The organism is Dyadobacter subterraneus (assembly GCF_015221875.1).
In the GTDB taxonomy this organism is placed as follows: Bacteria; Bacteroidota; Bacteroidia; order Cytophagales; family Spirosomataceae; genus Dyadobacter; species Dyadobacter subterraneus.
In genome coordinates this window covers 5,351,696-5,375,386 of the sequence record NZ_JACYGY010000001.1, presented here as the reverse complement: position 1 = coordinate 5,375,386, position 23,691 = coordinate 5,351,696, and the positions used below count along the sequence as shown (strand labels likewise).

21 protein-coding genes are annotated in these 23,691 nt (G+C 40.3%); 9 read left to right on the top strand and 12 right to left on the bottom strand.

Annotated elements, in window-relative coordinates:
- Window positions 1-36 precede the first annotated feature (36 nt).
- Both IEE83_RS22530 and IEE83_RS22525 read left to right on the top strand, forming a co-directional pair.
- Window positions 37-1,281 carry an efflux RND transporter periplasmic adaptor subunit gene (locus tag IEE83_RS22530; RefSeq protein WP_194122741.1) on the top strand — a complete coding sequence of 415 codons (1,245 nt, stop codon included), beginning with the start codon at window positions 37-39 and terminating at the stop codon, window positions 1,279-1,281.
- Window positions 1,282-1,283: 2 nt separating this feature from the next.
- The gene (locus tag IEE83_RS22525) at window positions 1,284-2,732 is read left to right on the top strand and encodes a TolC family protein (protein WP_194122740.1); all 1,449 of its coding nucleotides are present in this window, start codon (window positions 1,284-1,286) and stop codon (window positions 2,730-2,732) included.
- Here the strand turns inward: IEE83_RS22525 and IEE83_RS22520 are convergent.
- Window positions 2,694-2,930, bottom strand: a complete 237-nt coding sequence (locus IEE83_RS22520; RefSeq protein WP_194122739.1) for a hypothetical protein — start codon at window positions 2,928-2,930, stop codon at window positions 2,694-2,696. The genes IEE83_RS22525 and IEE83_RS22520 overlap by 39 nt on opposite strands.
- Before the next feature lie 201 nt (window positions 2,931-3,131).
- Between IEE83_RS22520 and IEE83_RS22515 the strand changes: the two genes are divergently transcribed.
- From IEE83_RS22515 to IEE83_RS22495, 5 genes are all read left to right on the top strand, one after another.
- Window positions 3,132-3,794 carry an ABC transporter ATP-binding protein gene (locus IEE83_RS22515; protein WP_194122738.1) on the top strand — a complete coding sequence of 221 codons (663 nt, stop codon included), beginning with the start codon at window positions 3,132-3,134 and terminating at the stop codon, window positions 3,792-3,794.
- A gap of 91 nt (window positions 3,795-3,885) precedes the next feature.
- Entirely contained in the window at window positions 3,886-5,133 is a 1,248-nt protein-coding gene (locus IEE83_RS22510) for an ABC transporter permease (protein ID WP_194122737.1), read from the top strand.
- Between the two features lie 102 nt (window positions 5,134-5,235).
- Window positions 5,236-6,405, top strand: a complete 1,170-nt coding sequence (locus tag IEE83_RS22505; RefSeq protein ID WP_194122736.1) for an ABC transporter permease — start codon at window positions 5,236-5,238, stop codon at window positions 6,403-6,405.
- A gap of 146 nt (window positions 6,406-6,551) precedes the next feature.
- On the top strand, window positions 6,552-7,922 hold the full coding sequence (locus IEE83_RS22500; protein WP_194122735.1) for a sigma-54-dependent transcriptional regulator: 1,371 nt from the start codon (window positions 6,552-6,554) through the stop codon (window positions 7,920-7,922).
- A gap of 15 nt (window positions 7,923-7,937) precedes the next feature.
- Entirely contained in the window at window positions 7,938-9,236 is a 1,299-nt protein-coding gene (locus IEE83_RS22495) for a sensor histidine kinase (RefSeq protein WP_194122734.1), read from the top strand.
- Window position 9,237: 1 nt separating this feature from the next.
- Here the strand turns inward: IEE83_RS22495 and IEE83_RS22490 are convergent, their stop codons facing one another.
- The 6 genes from IEE83_RS22490 to IEE83_RS22465 form a co-directional block, all read right to left on the bottom strand.
- Complete coding sequence (locus IEE83_RS22490; protein ID WP_194122733.1) at window positions 9,238-10,245, bottom strand: phosphotriesterase family protein; 1,008 nt, start codon at window positions 10,243-10,245, stop codon at window positions 9,238-9,240.
- Window positions 10,246-10,320: 75 nt separating this feature from the next.
- A complete protein-coding gene (locus tag IEE83_RS22485; RefSeq protein WP_194122732.1) occupies window positions 10,321-10,905 on the bottom strand; it encodes a 1-acyl-sn-glycerol-3-phosphate acyltransferase in 585 nt (194 codons plus the stop codon).
- A gap of 45 nt (window positions 10,906-10,950) precedes the next feature.
- A complete protein-coding gene (locus tag IEE83_RS22480) occupies window positions 10,951-12,147 on the bottom strand; it encodes a site-2 protease family protein (protein ID WP_194122731.1) in 1,197 nt (398 codons plus the stop codon).
- Window positions 12,137-12,772, bottom strand: a complete 636-nt coding sequence (locus tag IEE83_RS22475) for an HAD family hydrolase (protein ID WP_194122730.1) — start codon at window positions 12,770-12,772, stop codon at window positions 12,137-12,139. The genes IEE83_RS22480 and IEE83_RS22475 overlap by 11 nt, the downstream gene beginning before the upstream one ends.
- A gap of 18 nt (window positions 12,773-12,790) precedes the next feature.
- A complete protein-coding gene (locus tag IEE83_RS22470) occupies window positions 12,791-13,744 on the bottom strand; it encodes an acetyl-CoA carboxylase carboxyltransferase subunit alpha (protein WP_194122729.1) in 954 nt (317 codons plus the stop codon).
- 27 nt (window positions 13,745-13,771) lie between these two features.
- The gene (locus IEE83_RS22465) at window positions 13,772-15,196 is read right to left on the bottom strand and encodes an MBL fold metallo-hydrolase RNA specificity domain-containing protein (RefSeq protein ID WP_194122728.1); all 1,425 of its coding nucleotides are present in this window, start codon (window positions 15,194-15,196) and stop codon (window positions 13,772-13,774) included.
- Window positions 15,197-15,481: 285 nt separating this feature from the next.
- Between IEE83_RS22465 and dacB the strand changes: the two genes are divergently transcribed.
- Window positions 15,482-16,954 carry a D-alanyl-D-alanine carboxypeptidase/D-alanyl-D-alanine endopeptidase gene (gene dacB, locus IEE83_RS22460; RefSeq protein ID WP_194122727.1) on the top strand — a complete coding sequence of 491 codons (1,473 nt, stop codon included), beginning with the start codon at window positions 15,482-15,484 and terminating at the stop codon, window positions 16,952-16,954.
- Between the two features lie 9 nt (window positions 16,955-16,963).
- Window positions 16,964-17,374, top strand: a complete 411-nt coding sequence (locus IEE83_RS22455; RefSeq protein ID WP_194122726.1) for a GNAT family N-acetyltransferase — start codon at window positions 16,964-16,966, stop codon at window positions 17,372-17,374.
- A 42-nt stretch (window positions 17,375-17,416) separates the two neighbouring features.
- On the opposite strand, the gene hslV is transcribed toward IEE83_RS22455, so the two are convergent.
- The 5 genes from hslV to IEE83_RS22430 form a co-directional block, all read right to left on the bottom strand.
- Window positions 17,417-17,959: an ATP-dependent protease subunit HslV gene (gene hslV, locus IEE83_RS22450; RefSeq protein WP_137343122.1), complete on the bottom strand. Its 543-nt coding sequence runs from the start codon at window positions 17,957-17,959 to the stop codon at window positions 17,417-17,419.
- Between the two features lie 136 nt (window positions 17,960-18,095).
- Entirely contained in the window at window positions 18,096-18,593 is a 498-nt protein-coding gene (locus tag IEE83_RS22445; RefSeq protein ID WP_194122725.1) for a hypothetical protein, read from the bottom strand.
- A gap of 29 nt (window positions 18,594-18,622) precedes the next feature.
- Window positions 18,623-20,302 carry a pyruvate dehydrogenase complex dihydrolipoamide acetyltransferase gene (locus IEE83_RS22440; RefSeq protein WP_194122724.1) on the bottom strand — a complete coding sequence of 560 codons (1,680 nt, stop codon included), beginning with the start codon at window positions 20,300-20,302 and terminating at the stop codon, window positions 18,623-18,625.
- A gap of 117 nt (window positions 20,303-20,419) precedes the next feature.
- Window positions 20,420-22,207 (bottom strand): translation elongation factor 4, encoded by a 1,788-nt coding sequence (gene lepA / locus IEE83_RS22435; protein WP_194122723.1) that lies wholly within the window; start codon window positions 22,205-22,207, stop codon window positions 20,420-20,422.
- Window positions 22,208-22,256: 49 nt separating this feature from the next.
- Window positions 22,257-23,492: a DUF819 family protein gene (locus tag IEE83_RS22430; protein ID WP_194122722.1), complete on the bottom strand. Its 1,236-nt coding sequence runs from the start codon at window positions 23,490-23,492 to the stop codon at window positions 22,257-22,259.
- Window positions 23,493-23,691 lie beyond the last annotated feature (199 nt).

The following is a 23,691-nucleotide window of genomic DNA, read 5'->3' as shown; positions in this document are numbered from 1 at the left end:
ATGAAAATGAAATGACCATATCTTAAATATTTACAAATGGATCGGGAAGTTGAACCGCTGTATGTTCAAAAACAAAATAACCGGCGCTGGATTGTTGGAATCGCTGTCACTATTGCCATCGCTGCGGGAATTTATTTGCTTCGCAGTTCTTTGCAGGGAACAATTGAAGCATCCAGAATCAGGACTGCGGCTGTTGAAACGGGAGATGTAGAAAATACAATTACCGCATCGGGAGAAATTATCCCGGCTTATGAACAAGTTATTACCAGTCCGATCCGGGCAAGTATTCGCAGGATTTTGATTAATCCCGGGACGCCGGTATCTCCCGGACAAGCCATTGTTGATCTTGACAAATCGTTGACTGAAATTGAGCTGGAAAAGTTTCAGGATCAGCTTGCTTTGAAAAGAAACAGCATCGAACAGCTTCGGATGAAGCTTAATAAAAATCTTTTTGATGTTGAGATAAGTGATAAAATCAAATCCTTGAATATCAATAAACTAAGAGCTGATTTTGAAGATGCAAAACGTTTACAGAAAGTTGGAGGTGGTACCGGCGAAGATATTACAAGAGCAGAAAACGAATTGAAAATCGCTGAACTTGAAAAAAAACAGCTGGAAAATGATCTTTCCTACAACCGCGAATCCATGGGTGCAAGTTTGAAAGAAACAGAATTGGGCGCGCAGATTGAAGGAAATAATTTAAAAGAACTTTCGCATAAACTGAAAATGGCAGACATCGTCGCCGACCGGAAAGGTGTGCTCACTTGGGTTAATGATAATATTGGCTCTGCGGTGAATGAGGGCGAAATGCTTGCCAAGGTCGCTGATCTGGGAAGTTTCAGAATTGATGGTTCCTGCTCCGACGTATATGCTGATCAGATTAAATCCGGGCTGCCTGTGATTATTAAACTGAACGAAACGGTTTTACGCGGTTTGATCACCCAGGTAAAACCTTCGGTAAAAAACGGCATCATTGAATTCGTCGTTCAGCTTGATAATGCAAAAAATGAATCACTGCGGCCTAATATGAAAGTGGAAGTTTTCATTATTACCGACCGGAGTCTGAAAACGCTGCGTGTTGCCAATGGCCCCACTTTTAACGGCAAGAGAAAACAATTTGTATATGTTGTGAAAAACGGAACTGCGTATCGTCGGGAAGTGGAAGTCGGGTTATCAAATTTCGATTATGTTGAAATAAAAAGCGGGGTGCAGAAAGGCGAAAAGGTTGTTTTGTCTGACATGAGCCAATTTGAAAATCTGGAAGAAATCTCAATCAAATAGCCATGAAAAAGAGATATTTCTACCTTCTGCTAATCATTTTTTGCGTGCAGTTTGCTCAGGCACAAGTTCAGCGCATTTCACTTACCGAAGTTGTTCAGCAAGCCCGGGAAAAATCTGTGGCTTCAAAGCAGGCTGTCACTTCCAAGAAAACGAATTACTGGCAATACCGTTCCTTTATGTCCGATTTTAAACCGCAGTTGAGCTTGAATGGAACAATTCCCGGGTTTACCAATTCCTATATTCAGGTAGTTCAGCCTGATGGAACGGTTTCATTTCAATCGGTTTCTAACAATAATTCGGTAGTAAATCTTTCCCTGAATCAAAGTATTGCTTTGACGGGAGGTACCATTTATGTCCAACAGCAAATGCAGCGTTTTGACAATTTTGCGGGGAAAACCACCAGCTACAATGGTATCCCTTTTGAATTCGGAATCACGCAGCCACTATTTCGATTCAATGCGATGAAATGGAACCGGAAAATTGAGCCATTGAAGTATCAGGAAGGCAATCAGCAATACATTGCTTCTTTGGAACAAGTAGCTTTGGACGCAACCGGATTATATTTTGATCTTCTGGTTGCCCAGGTAAATTTACAGATAGCCGGAAAAAACAGAAGTAATAATGATACGCTTTATAAGATAGCAGGTCATAAACTGGAATTGGGCAAGATTTCGCAAAACGATTTGTTACAGCTCCAAATGGGACTTTTAACCGCTCAAAAAGATCTGGCATCCGCTCAGCAAGCCGCTGCTGTTGCATCTTTAAAATTAAAAATGTTTTTGAGTTCAAGAGATGAGCGGGAACTGGAACTGGAAATTCCTATGGAGAAGGATGAATTTGCTATTAATCCACAATTAGCGTTGGAACAGGCTTTTTTGAATAGGTCGACTGCAATTTCTTTCCGCCGGAGATTGCTGGAAGCAGAACGTGATGTTGTTCAGGCGAAACAGGAAAATGGATTGAATGCTTCACTTAACGCAACATTTGGCTTATCAAATCAAGGTAACCGACCAGGAGAGATTTATGTAAAACCACAGGATCGTGAATTTGTGGAGCTGCAATTTACCCTTCCAATTATGACCTGGGGACGAAATAAGGCCCGGACAGAAGTGGCCAAAGCGAATCAGGAATTTGCCCGACAATCTGTGGAACAGGATAAATTGACTTTTGAACAGGAAATTTTCACCCAGGTAACGCTGCTTCAAATGTTGCAAAAACAGGTAAAATTGACAAAACTGGCAGATCAGATTGCTGCAAACCGTTATCAAATAGCCCAGGATCGCTTTATTTTGAGTAATTTGAGTGTTACGGATTTGGGAATAGCGATGCAGGAAAAAGACAGAGCCAAGAGGGATTACATTTTAGCATTACGCGATTACTGGCAATCCTATTACACATTACGATTATTAACATTATACGATTTTGAAAATGATCAAAGGTTGAATGGGTAGGGGCGACCCTTGTGGTCGCCCTTTTTGCCACCTGTCGCCTTTTTGCCAGCCATGGTCGGCCTTTTTGCCCGCATTGGTCACCCTTTTTGCCAGCCATGATCGCCCTTTTTTGCCAACCCCGATCGCCAGAACATTGCCAACGTCAGTTGCCAGAGAATTGCCGACATGAGCCAGAAGAACGTTACAGATGAGAATCACGGAATGTTATCAACGCCAAACGATATCCAAATAAATTATTGCCCAATCCAGGATCCCGGATCGGAACGGGCGACCACGAGGAGCGCCCCAACCGTCGCCCTAACGAGGACCAAAATAAAATGATCGAAATAAAATATTAAGACGAAATAATCAGGACATCAGAAGGAATCCAAAAATATTTATTTAAAAACCATAACAGCCATGATCAAATTACAAAACGTTGAAAAAGTTTACAGAACCAGTTCTATTGAAACATTAGCACTCAACAACATCAACATTGATGTAAAAAAAGGAGAATTTGTATCCATTATGGGGCCGTCGGGTTGCGGAAAAAGTACGCTCTTAAACATCATTGGATTGCTCGACGCACCGTCAAAAGGAATTATTGAAATTGACGGATTGAAAGTCGAAAAATTTCATGACAAAGAACTGGCCCATTTGAGAAACCAGAAACTGGGTTTTATTTTCCAAAGCTTCCATTTGATCAACGATTTGTCCGTGGTTGATAACGTAGAAATTCCTTTACTATATCGTGAAAGTAATGCCAAACAGCGCAGAGAACTGGCAGAAGAAGCGTTAGAAAAAGTAGGATTGGCCAACCGGATGAAACACTTTCCCAAACAATTATCAGGCGGACAAAAACAGCGTGTAGCCATCGCCCGCGCCATCGTTGGAAAACCTGAAATAATCCTGGCCGATGAGCCAACCGGAAACCTAGACAGCGCGATGGGAAACGAAATTATAAGTATTCTACAAAACCTGAATGAAAACGGAGCCACAATCGTGATGGTAACACACGATGACGCCATGGCCAAAAGAACACATCGGTTAATCAGACTGTTCGACGGAACGCAGGTACTTTAATGTTAAATGAGTGAATGATTGAATGAGAGAATAATTGGCTCATTCAATCATTCACTCATTCTATCACTCACTCATTCAATCATTAATTCCCATGCTCGCTAACTATATAAAAATTGCCTGGAAAGTTTTGCTGCGGCATCCTTTCTATACATTTATCACCTTGTTTGGTATAAGTCTCACGCTCACCGTGCTTATGCTTTTAACCTCATTTCTGGATCATTTGATCGGGGCGCATTACCCGGAAACAAAAAGAGACAGAACGCTTTACGTTGAAAGGATGGTCATGTCTGATTCAACTGCTCACTCGATGATGTCCGGACCTATGAGTTTCAAGTTTTTGAATGACTATGCCAAAACACTTAAAACCGCAGAACGCGCTGCCATTTTCTCCTATTTTAACGGATCAAATGCTTATGTAGGTTCTCAGAAAATCAAACTGAATATCACTTTTTCGGATGCCGATTTCTGGCGCGTTGCTGATTTTGATTTTGTTGAAGGAAAGCCATTTAATGAACAAAATATAAAAAACGGAGATTATGTGGCAGTTATCACGGACAACTTCAAAAAACAATATTTTTCAAATTCGGATGAGCCTGTAGTTGGGAAAAATGTAGAGATTGAAAACATAAATTATAAAGTTTTAGGTGTGGTAAAAGGGAGTCCTATCACAAGACCATTTACGCATGCTGACATATATTTCCCGTATACAGCGCCCAAAAGTAATTACCAGAACACGGGAATGCGTGGCAACTTTATAGCGATGATTCTGGCAAAAAGTAAAGGAGATTTAAAAACCGTTCAAAGTGAATTTCAAAGTCAGATTGGAAGAATTCCTTTGCCAGGAATGCAGGGCGACTTCAAGTATTCTGAACTTGAAGTTAGAAGTGATCCATATCTGGAACATTTTATTATGACGATTTTGAATGGTGGACCCGGATTGAAAAATATTTTTTATGGTGTTATAGGTTTTATTATGCTGATGGTCATGGGACTTCCCGCTATAAATCTGGTCAATTTGAATGTGGGTCGCATACTGGAAAGAGCTTCGGAAATCGGGGTCAGGAAAGCCTTTGGAGCACCGATAAAAACTTTGATGTGGCAGTTTATTGTTGAAAATGTTTTCATCACGTTCATCGGAGGAACCATCGCGTTAATCCTCACCTATATTCTGATCAACATCATCAATGCAAGTGGCTGGATTGCCTATGCGGACCTGGCAATAAATCTTCAGGTGTTTTCCGTAAGCATAGCGGTTTGCCTTGTTTTTGGATTATTATCAGGCGTCCTGCCAGCATTGCGAATGTCAAAACTAAGCATCATCGAGGCTCTTAAATCATAATTTTGAATGATAGAATTAGTGAATGATAAACCAGCAGTAAAATCCTATCACCCCACATTCGCTCATTCCATCATCTCACATTCACTAATTAATCTTCTCCCCATGATACGACATCTTTTTAAATTGATATGGAATAAAAAGCAGACGCACGCGCTGCTGATTATTGAAATTTGGGCATCGTTTCTGGTGCTGTTTGGTCTGGCAACACTGATTGCCTACAACGTTCGGAATTATCTTCAACCACTTGGATTTCAATATGATAATGTGTGGGCTATTAGTTTGAATAATAACCAGGATACAGTAGCGATTCAGGAAAAAATCGAAACGATATTTCAACAGGTTAAGGCATTTCCGGAAGTAGAATCGTTGTCAAGGATGAGCGACAGTTATCCTTTTTCGCACAGCAACAACGGGAGAACTATCAAGTACAAAAATGCATCATCACAGATCACTTTTATTTCCGCGGATGAAAACCTGAGCAAAACGATCGACATTCCGATGGTGGAAGGAAAATGGTATCGAAATGCGGATAGCGTTGGTAAATACCGGCCGGTTGTGATTAACCGTAAAGCCGAAAAACAGCTTTTTGAAAATGAAAGTGCTGTGGGTAAAATTTTGGGAGATAATGATGGAAAAGGAGTCTGGATTGTTTCGGGTGTGATTGATTATTACAAAGACAAGGCGGAATTTATGGAAAATAAACCGTACATGTTTGAATTGTTAAAGTCGGGCGATACCTGGAATAAGGCGTTGGTAATTCATGTGAAACCCGGAACAGATGCAGTTTTTGAGGCAAAATTGGTCAAAAATATTGCTTCGATAGCCAAAGGATGGAGTACGGAAATTGTTTATTTAAAGGATGCGCGCCAGCAGCAACACGATATGACGCTTATTCCGGTACTTATATTTCTCATCGTATGTAGTTTTCTTTTAATCAACGTAGCTTTGGGGCTATTTGGAATTCTAAATCTCAGCATTGCAAGAAGACGAGGCGAAATTGGATTAAGGCGGGCAATGGGCGCGACAGAAGGAAAAGTGACTACGCAGTTTTTAGGCGAGATATGGGTTTTGGCAACCTTCAGTCTGATCCTGGGATTATTATTCGCTGTGCAGTTTCCATTGCTTAATGTTTTTGATGTTGCGGCGGGAATTTATGTGACGGCGATCCTTGCAGCCGTTCTGATCATTTATTTGATTGTTACACTCTGCGCATGGTATCCGAGTAGACAGGCTTCGAGGATTCATCCGGCGATTGCTTTGCATGAAGATTAAGATTTTAAGGGTTTCACACAAAGCAAAAAAGAAGGGCAAAGTACGCTAAGAATCTTTTGCGTATTTTGCCTGCTAAAACAATCTTTAACCTTAACTCCACGCTCTTTACCAACCTCAAAACCTTTGCGTGAAATAAACCAAACCTTATGATCCTCATAGTAGACGACGACCTGGCCATCAGAACCTCACTTGCTCTTCTCCTCAAAAAAGAAGGATTCAGTGTCAAAGGTGCCGGCTCGCCTGAGGACACATTTGAAGTATTGAAAAATGATATCCCTGAATTAATTCTATTAGACCTGAATTTTTCCATTGAAACTTCCGGAGATGAAGGCATGCATTTACTTCAAAGAATTCATAAGTATAATCCAAAGATTCCCGTCATACTTATTACCGGTTGGGGAACGATTGATCTTGCAGTAAAAGGTATGAAGGAAGGCGCCAGAGATTTTATTACCAAACCCTGGCAAAATGAATATCTCCTTCAATCCATCAATACGATTTTAAACCTGGCACATCAGGCACCACAAACTGCCAACCGTCGGAAACTGGAACAGAAATATCATTTTGAAAATATCGTAGGAGAAGATCCCAAGCTGCTGCAAATACTGGAAACAGTCGGTCGTGTTTCCGCAACAGACGCGCCCGTACTAATTACAGGAGAAAGCGGAACCGGGAAAGAATTAATTGCCGAAGCGATTCATACCAATAGCAAAAGAAAAACGAAGCCATTTGTAAAAGTTAATCTGGGAGGAATTTCATCGACTTTGTTTGAAAGCGAATTGTTTGGTCACGTTCGGGGTGCTTTTACAGATGCAAAAACAGATCGGGCTGGTCGGTTTGAAATGGCGCATAAGGGAACCATTTTTCTGGATGAAATAGGGGAACTGGATCTTGCCAGTCAGGTGAAATTGCTGAGAGTTTTGCAGGAAAGAACTTTTGAACCTTTGGGAAGCAGTAAAAGTAGGACTGTGGATGTCAGGATTATCTGTGCTACCAATCGTAATCTGGAAGAAATGGTAGCGCAAGGTACTTTCAGAGAAGATCTCTTTTATAGAATTAATTTGATTACTGTAAAGCTTCCCGCATTAAGAGAACGACCAGGAGATATTCCTATTCTGGCTGATTTTTTCATGAATAATTTAAAAGTAATTTATGAACGACCAGCTTTACAACTTAGCACAACGGCATTGAAATGGCTGAAAACACTGACCTTGCAGGGTAATATTCGTCAGCTAAAAAATATAGTAGAACGTACCGTTTTACTAGCCGGAGATGACATACTTGAAGTGGAAGATTTCAAACAAAATATGAATTCTGATTTGCGCCCAACCGTTAAAAGTTCATTGCCGGAGGTTGGGACGATAACATTGGAAGAAATGGAATATCAGATGATTATCCGTGCCATGGAATTCCATCAGCAGAAAATATCAAAAGTCGCCAGGGCACTTGGAATTACCAGATTTGCCTTGTACCGCCGACTGGAAAAGTATGGGATTTCCTATGAATCTGAAAACTAATCTGTACTCATCTTCATGAAAATCTCGCTGCGGCTTCGTTACATTTTATTTATTGGAATACTTCATATCGTGTTGATAGTGATGATCTTTGTATTGCTCAGAGATCAAAAAATCTATTTTATAGCCTCGGAAGTTTTAATCCTGATTTCTATCATCATATCAGTACAGATTTATAGAGATTTTTTAAGGCCGATAGAATATGTTCGATCTGGTATTGAAGCGATAAAGGATAAGGATTTTGCGATAAAATTTGTACAAACCGGCAAGAGTGAAATTGATATTTTAATTGAGGTTTATAATCTCATGATTGATCAACTCAGAGAGGAAAGGATCAAATTAAACGAACAACATTTCTTTCTGGAAAAGCTGATTGAGGCTTCACCGATCGCTATTCTGATTATGGATTTTGATGAAAAAATTACTTCTGTTAATGAAAAAGCGAGAAGATTATTTCAAAAAAATGAGGATTTCTGGCTGGGTAAAAAATTGGAAGAATTAGATTTTGCTTTATTTCCCCAGTTGGAAGATTTACAGGATGGGGAATCCAGAACTGTTAAAATTAATAGTATTGAAACCTACAAAGTACAGCGTTCCCATTTTATGGACCAGGGTTTTCGGAGATCTTTTTTGATGATTGAAGAGTTGACAACAGATATTCTGGAATCAGAAAAAAAGGCTTATGGAAAAGTGATCAGAATGATGGCTCACGAAGTGAACAATACGCTCGGTGCTACGGGTTCTATTCTTCAAACGACCAGAAATTATCTGGCAGAAGATTCATTTCTGGATCTGAGGGAGGCACTTGGCGTTGCTTCGGACAGAAATAAAAAACTAACGATTTTTATGCGGAATTTTGCTGATGTTGTCCGCCTGCCAGTTCCTTTCAAAGAAAAAACAGATGTTGTCGGCTTACTGAAAAGTGTAGGAACATTTATGCGTCCTATGGCTGAGCAAAAGGGAATTAGGCTTGAAACTGACTTTTTTGAAACTGGTGAATTTTGGATGGATCTGGATTCCGGACAAATGGAGCAGGTTTTTGTCAATGTAATTAAAAATGCAATAGAAGCCTGTGAAACTGGAAATTTGATTCAGCTGAAAGTTTCAGGAGGGAAGGTGTTAATACGAAATAATGGGAAACCAATAGAGCAGCAAGCAGCTATTCAACTTTTTAATCCTTTTTTCAGTACAAAAAAAGATGGACAGGGGATAGGATTAACGCTTACAAAAGAAATCCTACTTAGTCACGGTTTTACATTTTCGCTAACCTCCGGAATTAACGGCTGGACTGTTTTTGAGATTTCTGTTCCGAATTAAATCAGACTTTACGTTTCCGGATTTTTAAGGCAGAAGCCGGATTTTTTATCAATAACTGATCAAGTTCTGAATCTGTGAATCCTTTGGTTTTCAGAAGAGGAAGAAATTTATCGGATATCGTAGTGAAACCTGTGAAAGTCCCGCCATTTTCTTCACCAGGTTTATACCATCCTCCATCGTGGGAAATGAGGACTTTGTTGAGTAAGTTATTATTCTTCATTAACTCAATCAAGACAGCGTTTTTCTCCAAATTTTCTCCACTAATGCCATCCAGGCTTATCCATGCGCCCATTTTTGCAGCTTTAAGAAAATCATCATCCTCCGAACTACTTGCATGAACCCAGACAAACGCTTCCGGGTGAACGCCTTCTTTTTTCAATATTTCAATTCCTTCAAAAGCAGGTAAGGATGGGCCAGTGTGAGAATAAATTGTTAATCCGGTTTCGAGATGTGTTATTGCCGCAGCTCTTACCAGTTTTTGATGAATCGGTGATAAGCTTCCTGAATTTACGCCAATTTTTATAAAGCCGGGTTTGATTCCTGTTCCGTCAATTCCGTTTTTAAATTCGGTAATCCAACGTGAGGCTAGTTGTTCTGCTGTTTCTTTAAAGGCGAATTCCGGGAGATATTTGTTGTCTGAAGCGCCGTAAAAACCTGTATTCGTCAGAATATTTAAACCACTTAAACCGGATAGTTTTTTTAATAGTGATACGTCGCGGCCAAGGTAAGCAGGCGTGCATTCTACCAATGTTTTTATTCCGTGATTTTTTGCTTCCAATAAATAGGGCAACACTTTATCGATTACTTTCTGATGATCCCAGCGGTTAGGATTGATTTTATCAGCCCCAATAAAATCAACAAGAATGTGTTCGTGAATTAAAGTTTTGCCAAGATCGGACGCATTAATTTCGCCAGTTACGGTATTTATTTTTCCTTCAGAAAAAGGTAAACTCCGAACAAGAAACGGAGCTGTAAAACAGAATTGTAAAAATTTACGGCGTGATGGCATGACATAAGATTTGGATTCTTATGTAAGTTATCCTTTTAAATTGTTTGTTGGTTAAGGGGTAAAAGTATTGGCGACCTAATTTTTATTGAAGCCAGGAATAACACCTGTACGTTCATATTCATTTAGCCAGGTTTTATGATTTCCTTCGATAGTCAGATAAAAATCAAAAACCGGTTTTAGATCTTTTTGTAAATCTCCTGACAAATAAATGGGTTCGCTGATGACAAGTCCTTTGCGGGGATAATCAAATCCGATCAAAATCAGAGGAACATCGGAAAGAAGGGCCATATGATAAAAGCCTGTTTTCAGTCTTTCAACATCTTTTCGTGTTCCTTCCGGTGTTATGGCTATGTGCAGCGTTTCGTTTTGCTTAAACATGGCTGCGACTGCTTCGACCAGATTTCCGGATTTGTTTCGGTAAACCGGATAACAACCCAATGCTCTGAACAACCAACCCGAATACCATTTAAAAAGCTGACTTTTGGCAAGAAAACCGACATTTATTTTCATTTCTCCGCGAGCACCCAGGCAAACCATAAAATCCCAGTTGGAATTATGCGGTGCGCCAACCCAAACTGCTTTTTTTATTTCATAAGGTGGTCTGCCAATAATTTTCCAACCGGCAATACGAAATATGAATGCGGCGATGGCATTTAGCATGTTGGATAGTATTGGGATAAGCCAGTTTAGGTAGCTCAGCGAAAATCAGAGTACAATAAACGGTTTGGGACTGAATGATATAATGAAGATTATCAGGGCAATTACACCTAATATCATTCGTGCTGTACCGATAGGTTTGTTTTCCTCTGTCTCAGGATGACGAATTCCCAAAAATCTTCCAAGAATAAAAATAAACGGCAGAAATCCTGAATAACCTTCCCATTCAGGACGCAAAAATGACAAGCCAAACTGACCAACAACAATCATCAAACTTACCATCAGCGCGTTCGAAGCGTTTTCACTGATTCGTCTTAGACAGATATAAAGGAAATAAATGTAGATAACCAGCGAAAGCAAATGTTCATAGAAAACCGAGTCGCTGCTGATGGCAAATTCCTCAGCTCTGAACATTCCAAGTCCGGCGTAAAAGACAAAAACGATATAAAGCGCAGGAGCAACAACATCGAATTTTTTCTTACCAATCATTCCATACAAAATATGTCCGCCATCAAGCTGACCGATTGGAATAAGATTCAATGACGTAAAAAATAGTGCAAGGTATCCCGCAAAAAGAAGGGGATAATGAATGATTTCGTATGCGTGAGGCAAACGTGCAGGATCCGCTACGAAATTCTTAAAGAACCAGAAAAGGATATTATCACCTAAAACAATGTTTCCGGCTGAGTTTTCATATACAAATTGCGGATAACTTAGTCCGTAACGTGCATACTCAGGATGTATTGTGAAAATATAATCTGCTGGTGGCAAATGTGTAAATCCGTACCACAACACAACCAATGCAGCTACGAAACCAGCCAACGGTCCGGCAATACCAATATCGAAAAATTTCAATCTTGAACGGACAACAGAAGTAATTCTTATGAACGCGCCCATGGTACCGATACTCTGTGAAATCCCGAACCACAATGGAATGTAGTAGGGAAGTGTAACTTTTACCTGATGTTTTTTGGCTGTGAAATAATGGCCAAATTCATGAATGGTAAGGATCGCTAAAAATGGAATTGAAAATTGAAATCCCATAAAAAACTGAGACCAGCCCATTGGCTTTCCAGTTTCAGGAACCTGATTTCCCGACATTTTCTCTGCCAGAAAGTGAATAAATGTGCTGACAAAAGAAAAAATATTACCAAACATCCACTCGGCACCAGCCATTGTGGTCGTAATAAGCGTAGCAACAAAAAGTAAAGCCTGAATCAGGTGTGTGCGGGAATTAGGCGACATAATCTTTAAGATAGTCCAGTATTGTGACAGGCTTTTGTACGAGAATGGTGTCGATGCCCAATTTTGAAGCTGCTGTTATATTATCAGGATTATCATCAAGGAAAAGTGTTTCTTCCGCTACGAGGCCTGATTCTTCCAAAACCTGCAAATAAATTGCCGGATCCGGTTTCATCTTGCCCATTTCGTAGGACAGATATACTTTCTCAAATAAATCATCCAGTTTTTCTACACCTGATGCGGCGTGAAGAATTTTGTTAACTTCTTTAATATGAATGGAACTGGTATTGCTTAATAGAAAAAGGCGGTACTTTTTGCCAAGTTCTTTAATCAGTTCAATTCTTGCTGGTGGAATGTCAAGCAAAAGGCTATTCCAGGCTGTATCAATAATTTCTTCTGACCATTCAGGGAATTCGAGTACTTCCCTGACCATATTTCTGAATGCATCCTCGTCTACCAAGCCGGTTTCGAACAAACGGAAAAGTTCTTTTTCTTTGAAAAGAGTCAAAACTTCATGCTGTTCTTTACCGCTAAGTTTCCCAAAGTTACTGGAAGCAAGAGGTACGTCAATATTAAGAATGACGTCACCCAGGTCAAAAACGATATTTTTAATACGGCTGTTTTTCATGAACTCCTAAAAGCTTGATTATTCAACAACTACACCCATGGCACAGAATTTATCAATTCGCTGATCAATTCTTTTTTGCGGGTTTATCGAAGAAAGTTCTTTGATATTGCTTAAAATTACTTTTTTCACTTCAGCAGCCATCCAAGCATGATCCAGATGCGCACCACCAAGCGGCTCGGCAATGATTCCGTCGATCAGATTATTATTTTTCATATCCTTGGCAGTGATTTTCATTGCTTCTGCTGCCTGTTCTTTGAAATCCCAGCTTCTCCACAAAATCGTAGAACAGTTTTCAGGGGAGATTACAGAATACCAGGTATTTTCAAGCATCAACACACGGTCACCAACTGCAATTCCAATTGCTCCTCCCGAAGCACCTTCACCAATAATAATACAGATAACAGGTACTTTCAACAAAAACATTTCCTTGATGTTACGGGCAATTGCTTCACCTTGTCCACGTTCTTCCGCCTCCATTCCAGGAAATGCACCAGGCGTATCAACAAGCGTAACGATAGGAACATTGAATTTTTCAGCCAGTTTCATTAGACGTAAAGCCTTGCGATAACCCTCCGGATTTGGCATACCAAAATTACGATGCTGACGCTGTTTTGTATTTCTTCCTTTTTGTTGACCAATGATCATGCAGGTTTGTCCGCCTACATTCGCCAATCCACCAATCATCGCAGGATCATCTCTAACCTGACGGTCTCCGTGAAGTTCAATGAATTCATCACAAATCAACTGGATGTAGTCAAGCGTATAAGGGCGGTCCGGATGACGCGAAAGCTGAACACGCTGCCAGCTGGTGAGCTTTCCGAAAATTTCCTTACGAAGTTCAGTAATATTATTTTCCAGAAGGGAAATAGCGGAAGAAACATCAACGTTATTTTGCTGCGCTAATGTCTTCATCTCTTCGAGCTTACGTTCTAGCTCGGCCATTGGTTTTTCAAAATCAAGGTATGTTCTCATGTTATATTTCTTCTTTGTGGCTGAGGCTTAAAGTTCATAGGAGTGTCCCCGCAACGGTATTTCGACCGTTTTATAGCCTAATTCATTAATTTTACCCTGGAAATCTGTCATGCTTTGATGTTCACCATGCACCAAAAAAACCGTTTTTAATTTTTCAGGATCCTGCATTTTCACAAACTTCATCAAGTCATTTTGGTCTCCGTGGCCGCTAAATACGTCAATTTTTTCAATATTAGCCAAGACTGGCAGCTTGTTTCCACGAATAGAAATGCTATCCTGGCCATTTAAAAGCCTCCAGCCCAGCGTTCCTTCACTTGCGTATCCGATCATCAGGATAGTCGCATAAGGATTACCGATGTTTGCTTCCACATGTTGTTCAACCCGTCCGCCCTGCACCATTCCTGATGAAGAAATGATTATACAGGGTTCATTATAATTGGAAACGGCACGACTGGCGTCCGAACTTTCAAGATAAATCAAATTGTCAAAATCGAACAAAATGTCATTATCGGCATGGAAAGTTCTGGCTTCTTTATTCAACAATTTCACATAGCGCTGATAAACTTTTGTACTGCTATGCGCCAGCGGACTATCCGAAAATACTTTCAGATTCGGAAAAGCATGGTCCGCATAGATTTTATTCAATGTAAAAAGTAATGCCTGCGTACGGCCAACGCTAAAAGATGGAATGATTAATCTTCCAGGTATGTCAATACAGGTACGTTTGATCACATCTGCAAGCGCTTCGGCAGGGGAAGTGGTGTCTTCATGAAGACGGTTTCCGTAGGTAGATTCACAAACCAGATAATCAACTTGTGGAATTTCCTGTGGATCAATTAGTAAAGGATAATTGCTTCTGCCAATATCGCCGGAAAAACAGATCTTTTTCTTCTCTCCGTTTTCAGTTACTTCCACAACAATATGCGCTGCACCCAGCAAATGCCCGGCTGCATAAAACGTTATAGCAACATGATCGGCAATTCGGTACCGCTGTCCGAAAGAAACAGGGACGAAATTATCCAGTGCCTCAATGACGTTTTTTTCTACAAAATAATCGCGTGGGACATCTTTCCTTTTGCGTCCTCTTTTTTTATTGGAAGAGCTGTTATGAGAATTCAGTCTTTTCTGATGTAAGTGTGCAGCATCTTTTAAAAGCAGGGAAGTAAGTGCCAAGGTGGGCTCCGTACAAACCACTCTGCCTTCAAATCCCTCTTTAAATAAGTTAGGTATGTTGCCGGAATGATCAATGTGTGCATGCGTTAATAGCACCGTATTGATCAAACTTGCATCGAAAGGGAAAACACTTTTTTGTTCATCATAGCGTGTTTTTCTGTCTTTTTCATCTAAATCAAAATCTGAGCCACAGTCAATCAAAATCCGGTAATCGTCTGTTTCGAGCAGAAACATACTACCGGTAACTTGTTGGGCGGCTCCCCAAAATGTCAATTTCATGTTTTATGTGATACCGTGAATATCTATATTGCGATTCTTCTCTTTGTGGGAAAAATCAATATTATTTCGAATCGTAAAGTGTTATCAAAAGATTAAGTTAATGTAAAAAAGCGTGCAGCAAGATAATGCATGTATAATAACGGCAATTGTTGCGGAATATCATCAAACTAACTTAAACATTTAAATACAAAAGTATCAAAAAAGAGACTTAGAATTGGCTAAGTCTGTATAGTTTAGCATAAGAATATTACTTTTTGGGAATTAGCGCTGACCGAATAAACATTTATGAAATTAATATATACCTTTTTCTGCATGCTTATTTTCTTTGCAGGAAAGGCGCAATCAATTGATAGTTTGGCTTTAACCGGTTTTAGCGATGCCGTACTTGAACTTCAAAATAGCGAGCTGATCAGGAATGGAACGCTGTCAGTAAGCGTAAAATCGGTGGCAGATAAAAAAACAATTTTTGCTATTAATTCTGAAAAGTCATTGCCTTCTGCTTCTATATTAAAACTAGTTAGTACAGCAACAATTCTATCTATACTGGGAGGTGATTTTCGATACCAAACCTTCCTGGAATATGATGGTTTTATTATGAACGATACTCTGGTGGGTAATATTTACATAAGAGGAACCGGCGATCCGTCACTTGGCAGTGACAGATTTAAAGATTATTTATCCAGCTCACAATTGATCGCGCGATGGACAGCTGCTATTCAAAAAGCTGGAATAAAATATATCAAAGGTGATGTTTTGGCAGATGCTTCATATTTTGATAAAAACACTTTGGCAGATAGCTGGATTTGGGGCGACCTGGGAAATTATTATGGTGCCGGTGTTTCCGGATTAAACTTCAACGATAATCAATACCGTATCAAATTTAAACCTGGTGTTGATGAAGATGATCCGGCTGCATTTCTGGGCATTGAACCTGCAATTTCTTATTTAATTTTTCAAAATCTTGTAACAACGGGTGAAAGAGGTTCTGGTGATAAAACAGTTGTTTACGGAAATCCGCTAAGTACTAATGTCATTCTCACGGGAACTGTGCCAAAAGGTGTTCCGACTTTTTCGGTTAAAGGATCAATTCCTGATCCGGCAGCTTATGTAGCTTATGCTTTAAAACAAAGTCTAGCCAACACAATTCCGGTAATTCCAGAGACAGTGACGTTCAAATTAACAAAGTCGGTTATAATGCCGGGACCAAGAAAAATGCTGGACGAATATAAATCTCCACCTCTGAAAGAAATATGTCAGCAGGCTAATTATTGGAGTGTCAATTTATATGCAGATTCATTTTTGAAAATGGCAGGAAAAAGATTGGAAGGGAAATCGGATTATGACGACGCGGCGAAAGCCGTGACCAATTATTGGTGGAACAGAAAAGCAGATATGCGTGGATTTTTTATAAAAGATGGCAGCGGACTTTCACCATCAGGTTCGGTCACGACAAATAACATGACAGAGATTTTGAGTCTGGCAACGAAAGAAGCGTCCTATCCTGATTTTTACAAAAGCATAGCGGTTTTGGGTGTTAATGGGACAGTAAGAAATTTAGGTAAGGGAACAAAGGCAGCCGGAAATATTCGGGCAAAGAGCGGCTCTATTGAAGGCACAAGGGCCTATGCAGGTTATATCACGACAAAGTCTGGTGCCGTATTAAGTTTTGCGATGATTGCAAACAAATATCAGCAGGAAAGCAGCCGCACTATTTCCGAAGAATTAGTAAGATTAATGACCCTTCTGGCGGGATTTTGAAAAAACGATATGAGTGTAGAAATTAAAAAAGTGTCAGTGGAGGCTATTCTGCCAATCCGGCATAAAGTGCTTTGGCCTGACAAACCGTTTGAATTTGTAAAAGTGGAAGGGGATGAAGAAGGAATTCACTTTGGGCTCTATGAAAATTCTGAGCTCGTAACGATTATTTCATTATTTGAAGAAGGAAAAAGTCTGCGATTCAGGAAATTTGCAACCTTACCGGATTATCAAAACCGTGGACTTGGTAAGATGATGATTTTGAAAGTAATCGAATATGCCAAAGAAAATAATTTCGAAAGATTGTGGTGTGATGCAAGAACGGACGCGTTGAATTTTTATGAAAGGGTAGGATTTAAAAAGTTTTCCGAGCCCTTTTTCAAAGAAGAAATTGAATATTATAAAATTGAAAAGTTACTCTAAGATTAGAAAGCGGCTGAGAAATTCAACCGCTTTCAAATGCTTTTATTGAACAACTTTTTCAATAACAAGATTGTGGTTTGTATAAATACAAAGATCAGCCGCAACCGTTAACCCTTCACGAACCATTTCCTCAGCTGTCAAGTGTGTTGCATGTTTTTTCAAAGCCTGAGCTGCAGACAAAGCAAAGTTTCCGCCAGAACCAATTGCTGCAATTCCATTTTCAGGTTCCAAAACATCGCCTGTCCCTGAGATTACCAGAATTTCATCTTTATTAGCAGTAATCATCATAGCTTCGAGTTTTCGTAGATAACGATCTGTCCTCCAATCTTTTGCAAGTTCGATCGCAGCACGTTTCATGTTGCCGCCATACGCGTTAAGTTTTTCTTCGAAACGTTCCAAAAGTGTAAAAGCATCAGCCGTGGATCCTGCAAAACCAACAAGAATTTTGCCGCCCATAAGCGTGCGTATTTTTTTTACATTGCTTTTTGCTACTGTATTACCCATCGTCGCTTGTCCGTCTGCACCCAATGATACGGTGCCATTGTGAAGTACGCCAAGGACGGTGGTTGCATGTATTTTTTCCATAGTGTAATTGTGAATGCTAAATGATATCTGCCAAACGCGCAGAAATTTAATCTGTTGTTAAAACAAAAGTGCCAGGCTATAAAACCTGACACTTTTGACATTATTGTATTTTTTAAATTGAAATCATTTCGAAAAACTAGTTTTTGTTTTTCAGGAATGTTAAGATAGCGTCGGTTGTAATTTCGATTTTGTCTAGTCGATTATCAATCTTGTCAATCTTCACTTCTATCTTATCTAATCTATCCTCAACTTTCTCTAATCTGTCCTCAACTTTCTCTAGTTTGTCCTCTACTTTCTCTAATCGGACTTCAATACTATCTAATCGAACTTCAACTCTATCTAATCGAACGTCAACTCTATCTAATCGCTCTTCAACTCTATCGATTCTTATTTCCAGATTATCAATCTTCTTATTCGTTGATAACTGATTTTCCAAAAGGAATGATATAGCGTCAGTTTGTTTAAATAAAATGTCAGTATGCTTGTCCAATGTTTCGGAATTTCTTTTCATCGAAACTCTGAGTTCGGCAACATCCTCTGAAACTCTATCAACTTTCGCTGCGGTCTGATCCAACTTAATAAGCATTTTAGCAATAAGTGGCTCAATCTGATTTAAACGGTCTTCTGATTTCATATATAAGTGTGTGTTTGTTAATTACAACTTTAAACCAACATGCTCATCGGCTCTTCCAATAGCTTCTTCACAGTGTTCAGGAACTGGGCAGCAAGTGCTCCGTCAACAACACGGTGATCAGCAGAAAGTGTAACTTTCATGATGTTAGTAGGATATACAGTTCCGTCTTCCTTGAAAGCAGCAACTTTCTTGATACCGCCAATAGCCAAAATACAAGAATCCGGTGGGTTGATGATGGCTGTAAATTCATCTACACCAAACATGCCCAGGTTTGAAATCGAGAATGTATTTCCTTCCCAATCCTTTGGCTGCAATTTTTTATCTTTTGCTTTACCGGCAAAATCTTTTACTTCTGCTGAAATGGTAGAAAGATTTTTCTTGTCAGCATCACGGATCACAGGAACCAAAAGTCCTTCGTCAACCGCAACGGCAACTCCGATATTTACATAGTTGTATTTTCTGATCTTGTCACCCAACCATGCAGAGTTAACCGCAGGATGTTGTTTCAACGCAATTGCACAAGCCTTGATCACGAAGTCATTGAATGAGATTTTAGCTGGGCTAACTTCATTCAATTGAGGGCGCAATGCCATCGCTTTATCCATCACGATTTCCATGGTAACATAGAAATGCGGTGCAGTGAACAAGCTGTCGCTCAAACGACGTGCAATCGTTTTACGCATTTGAGAAACCGGAGTGTCAACAAAATCTCCGTTTGCAGGCGCCGCAGCAGGTTGTGCTTCTGGTTTCGCAGCAGGGGCAGCTGATTCAGCAGCTTTTTCAGGTGCAGCTTCTGTTTTGGCAGCTGGTTTGAATTCATCTACATCACGTTTTACGATACGGCCATTATCACCGCTTCCTGCAACCTGATTAATGTTAATTCCTTTTTCGTCAGCCAAGCGACGTGCAAGAGGCGATGCTTTAACGCGTTCTCCTGAATCAGCAACAGATGTCGCTTTTTCAGCTTCTGCAGGAGCAGCTTCTTCTGTTTTTGCAGCAGGTGCAGCCTCCGGCTCTGCTTCTCCGTTTTCACGGGCAAGCAAAGCTTCAACGTTTGATCCTTCTTCACCAATAACAGCGATAATTCCGTCAACCGGAACTGCTTCGCCTTCTTTGATACCTACATAAAGCAAAGTACCATCTTCATATGCTTCAAGTTCCATAGTAGCTTTGTCGGTTTCGACTTCCGCCAGAATGTCTCCTGATTTTACTTTATCTCCAACTTTTTTCTGCCATGAAACCAGAGTTCCCTCTTCCATCGTATCGCTCATTTTTGGCATACGAACCACGGCAGCATTGATTTTTTCAGCAGATTTTGCAGCAGGTGCAGCCGGCGCTTTTTCAGCAGTAGGTGTTGCAGTTTCTACCTCTTTTTCTGGTTTAGGTTCTTCTTTTGGTGCTTCTGCTTTGCCATTGCCCGCAGCAGCTCCATTTCCACTACCTTCTTCCAGCAAGGATTTATAATCTTCACCTTTTTCACCTACGATGGCCATTACGCCGTCGATAGGAACAGCATCGCCTTTTTTAACGCCTATATAAAGAAGAGTACCATCATAATACGATTCAAGATCCATAGTAGCTTTGTCGGTCTCGACTTCGGCTATAATTTCACCGGATTTGATTACATCACCAACTTGTTTGTGCCATTCTGCAATAACACCTTCTTCCATGGTGTCGCTCATCTTGGGCATACGGATTACTTCTGCCATATCGGTATTTGTCGTATTTTAGTTTCTTGGGTATTACAAATAGATTCGAGTCAAATTTACAACAAAAGGCTTACGAAGCACTTTCTTTTGTTATTAAATTATAACGCTGCTTTGGATTTAATTAATCTTTAATACAGCCATAAATGCTTCCTGTGGTATTTCTACATTACCAACCTGACGCATACGTTTCTTCCCTTTTTTCTGTTTTTCAAGCAGTTTACGCTTACGCGAAATATCACCGCCATAACATTTTGCCAATACGTCTTTACGCATCGCCTTCACTGTTTCACGGGCGATAATCTTCTGACCGATAGCGGCCTGGATTGCGATCTCAAACATTTGACGAGGTATCAGCTCACGTAATTTCTCGCAAAGTTTTTTACCCCATTCGTATGCTTTCGTTCTGTGAACAATGGCCGACAAAGCATCAACCGGTTCACCGTTAAGCATTACGTCAAGTTTAACCATGTCAGATTCTTCGTATCCAGCCAGATCATAATCCAGAGATGCGTAACCTTTTGAAATTGTTTTAAGTTTGTCAAAAAAGTCAAACACAACTTCTGCAAGCGGCAGTCTGAATTGCAATTCTACACGCTCAGCCGTCAGATAAACCTGATTTTTCAACATCCCGCGCTTATCCATACAAAGCGTGAGGATCGGGCCGATGTAGTCAGATTTTGTGATGATCTGTGCATTGATATAAGGTTCTTCAATCCAGTTGATAAGGTTCGGCTCCGGCATTTCAGAAGGCGCACTGATATTGATCAACTGATCTTTTGTATTGGTTATTCTAAACTGAACGGACGGAACCGTTGTAATAACCGTCATATCAAATTCGCGTTCCAGACGTTCCTGAACAATTTCCATGTGCAGCATTCCAAGGAATCCGCAACGGAAACCAAAGCCAAGAGCCGCAGATGTTTCAGGTTCCCAAACCAGGGCCGCGTCATTCAACTGAAGTTTTTCCATCGCATCACGAAGTTCTTCAAACTCCGTAGTGTCGACCGGATAAATACCAGCAAAAACCATTGGTTTTACTTCCGAGAAACCAACAATCGATTCAGAGGCCTGACGGTGCAAATGTGTGATCGTATCACCCACTTTTACTTCTTTGGCAACCTTAATACCGGAAATAAGATAACCTACATCGCCACACTCAACAACCTGTTTTGGTATTTGTACAAGTCCTAGTGTTCCAATCTCATCGGCAATATATTCCTTACCGGTGTTCATGAATTTTACCTTATCGCCTTTTTTAATACTTCCGTTTTTGATACGGAAAATTACCTCAATACCACGGTAAGAGTTAAAAACCGAGTCAAAGATCAGTGCCTGTAAAGGAGCTTCCGGATCGCCAACCGGTGAAGGAACTCTCTCAATGATGGCATCCAGAATTTCTTTGATACCAATTCCTTCTTTTCCACTCGCCGGAATAATATCATCGCGGTCACAGCCAAGAAGATCAACCATTTCATCCTTGATTTCCTCAGGTCTTGCACCTGGCAAATCGACTTTATTCAGTACCGGAATGATGGTAAGGTTATGATTTATCGCAAGATATAAGTTTGAGATAGTCTGCGCTTCTGTTCCCTGTGAAGCATCAACGAGCAATAATGCACCTTCACACGCAGCAATTGAACGGGAAACTTCATAAGAAAAATCGACGTGTCCCGGCGTATCAATCAGGTTCAGTGTGTATTCTTCCCCTTTGTAAAGATAAGTCATCTGGATCGCGTGGCTCTTGATCGTGATGCCGCGTTCGCGTTCCAGATCCATATTGTCAAGGAGCTGAGCCTGCATGTCGCGGTTGGATACCGTTTTGGTAAATTCCAACAGACGATCTGCCAGCGTACTTTTTCCGTGGTCAATATGGGCAATAATGCAAAAATTACGAATGTTCTTCATGAAAATAATTATATAGGCCGACAAAATTACATGCCTAAACTTTCAAATCCTACATTTCGCTAACCCACTGCATCATAAGTGCAGAAAGATAGCCTCCATAAGTGCCTATGGCGTATCCTAAAATCGCTAATAAAATTCCGACAGACGCCAGTGAAGGATGAAAAGCGGCTGCGACAACAGAAGCGGAGGCGGAACCACCTACATTGGCCTGACTGGAAACGGCCAGGAAAAAGTAAGGGATTTTCAATAATCGTGCTACCAGAACAATTAAACCGGCATGAACCATCATCCAGATCAAGCCAATTCCAAAAAGTCCGGGATTATCAGCAATCGATCCTAAATCCATCTGCATACCAATTGTTGCCACCAGAATGTATAAAAAAACACTTCCCAGTTTTGATGCCCCAACGTTTTCCAGTTTTCGTAAAGGCGTGAAAGAAATAATAATTCCCATCAAAGTAACCAAACCGGTAATCCAGAAAAAACTGGAAGTCAGACTGTATTTTTCCAATGACGGATAATTGGTTGAAAGATAAGGCGTGATCTTTTCCGCTAGCCAATGCGCCAATCCGGTAGCACCAAGACCAACGGCACATAAATAAATGAAATCTTTTGTGCCGGGAATTTTCTGGTTCGTCAACTGGGCTTGTTCCAGATCGTTTTTAACATGATCAATCTGACTGCTGTCGGCTTTTAGAAAACGATCAATTTTTGTCGCAAAACCTGCGCCATAAATTAAAACCGCCATCCATAATTCTGCGGTAATCACATCAACAGCAACAATTTGTGAAAATAAACGGTCGCTTGGTTTGAAAACTTCGCGCAACGCTGTCTGATTTGCCCCGCCGCCAATCCAGCTCCCGGCAATGGTTGCCAATCCCCGCCAAATCGCCTCCGAACCTTCACCGGCAACGGTTTCCGGACTTATTTTTCCAACAATAAAAAGCGCAATCGGTCCGCCGATAATAATTCCGAATGAACCTACCAGCATCATAATAATGGCTGGTGGACCAAGTTTTGCAAGCGCTTTCCAATCCATTCCTAAGGTAAAAAGAACCAGACAAGCGGGCAGCAGATATCTTGAAACGACAGGATAAAGTTGAGAAGTCGCTCCATTAATAATTCCAAAGGAATTTAGTAAACCGGGAATAAAATAACATAGTAGTAGTGGCGGAAAAATACTGTAAAGTCGTTGCCAGCCTTTGTTCGGAAGTGACGCTGTATAGAAAACCATGGCGAGAATCACCATGAGCAGGCCAAGAACCGTAGCGTCATTTTGTAACATAAAAAATATTTTTTCGAAGGCTTAGGGATATTGATTTTCCAAATATATGCATTTAGGCAACGGAGGCTAATTTTCTGCACGCTATTAATTGTTGGCCGGGAAAAGTTCTGGAATATGTCTTTATAATCTGTAACTATTCAGAGTAAATCCAGTGACTTTATGGGTTTTATTAAAATTGGCAAAGTTTCCTAAACCTATA